Here is a 1,643-nt window from a genome sequence, read left to right on the forward strand (position 1 = left end):
CGCCGAACGCGGCCGGATCCGCGTCTTGTTGGTCGACGACGCCCAACAGCTGGACCCGCAGGCGGCCCGGCTGGTTCGGGTGCTCGCCGCGGGCGCCGAGCTCGCGCTGATCGCCGGCGATCCCAACCAGGCGGTGTTCGGCTTCCGGGGCGGTGAACCAGCCGGGCTGCTGGGCGGCGACGCGCCCTCGGTGATGCTGACCACGTCGCATCGCTGTACGCCCGCCGTGGCGCGCGCGGTCAGCGGTATCGCCGCCCGGCTACCCGGCGGCGGCGGTCGGCGGATCGACGGCGCCGGGGCGGGGGAGGGCTCGGTGACGGTGCGGCTGGCCGCGTCGGCGCACGCCGAGGCGGCGACCATCGCCGACGCGCTGCGGCGCGCACACCTGGTCGACGGTGTGCCCTGGTCACAGATGGCGGTCATCGTGCGGTCGGTGCCGCGGGCGGGTGCGCGCCTGCCGCGCGCCTTGGCCGCCGCCGGGGTGCCGGTGGCCGCGCCCGCCATCCCCGGCCCGTTGGCCGAGGAACCGGCCGCGCGGGCCCTGCTCACCGTGCTGCTGGCCACCGCCGACGGGCTGGACGGGCAGCAGGCGCTGGCGCTGCTGACCGGCCCCATCGGTCGGGTCGATCCGGTGTCGCTGCGCCAGCTGCGCCGAACGATGCAGCGCGCCAACCCCGATCGCCCCGCGGGCGACTTCGCCGAGCTGGTGGTCGAGGCGCTGTCCGCCGGCGCCGTGCCGCCGGGGCCGCAGTTCGGCCCGCTGCGCAAGGTCCGCGGGGTGCTCGACGCGGCCGCGCGCTCGCACCGCGCCGGTGAAGACCCGCGCCACACCTTGTGGGCCGCCTGGCACCGGTCCGGGCTGCAGCGCCGCTGGCTGTCGGTCAGCGAGCGCGGCGGGCCTGCCGCGGCCCAGGCCACCCGGGACCTCGAGTCGGTGACCGCGCTGTTCGACGTCACCGACGACTACGTGTCGCGCACCTCGGGCGCATCGCTGCGCGGTCTGGTCGAGCACATCGCCGCGCTGGCGTTGCCGGGCGCCGTTCCCGAGCCGTTCGCCGCGGCCGAACAGGTCCAGGTGCTCAGCGCGCACGCCGCGCTGGGGCACGAATGGGATTTCGTGGTGATCGCCGGTCTGCAGGAAGGGTTGTGGCCCAATACCGTTCCGCGTGGCGGTGTGCTGAATACCCAGCGGTTGCTGGACGTGCTGGACGGGGTCGGCGCGGACGCGTCGGTGCGGGCACCGCTGCTGGCCGAGGAGCGCAGGCTGCTGGTCGCGGCGATGGGCCGGGCCCGCCGGCGGTTGCTGGTGACGGCCGTCGACAGCGACACCGGCGGGGCCGGCCACGAGGCCGCGCTGCCGTCGACCTTCTTCGCCGAAATCGCGCGGTGGGCCGACGGAGAACCGGATAACGCTGAGCTACAACCGGTCTCGGCTCCGCGGGTGTTGTCCGCGGCGGCGCTGGTCGGGCGGCTGCGCGGCGTGGTGTGCGCCCCCGGCGGGGCGGTCGACGAGGCCGTCCGGGACTGCGCGGCAACACAATTGGCCCGGCTGGCCCGAGCCGGCGTGCCCGGCGCCGACCCGGCCGGATGGCACGGCCTGACCCCGGTCAGCACCAGCGAACCGTTGCGGGGCAGCGGCGATG

General features: G+C 76.4%; 1 protein-coding gene. It reads left to right on the forward strand.

Translation table 11 applies throughout. The annotated features are described in order from the left end of the window. Positions 1–1,643 (forward strand): 3'-5' exonuclease (locus A5646_RS26375; RefSeq protein WP_197505299.1); only part of this gene is annotated, 1,643 nt, incomplete at both ends.

Origin of the sequence: Mycobacterium sp. 1245499.0 (assembly GCF_001673615.1) — a bacterium.
Lineage (GTDB): Bacteria > Actinomycetota > Actinomycetes > Mycobacteriales > Mycobacteriaceae > Mycobacterium > Mycobacterium europaeum_A.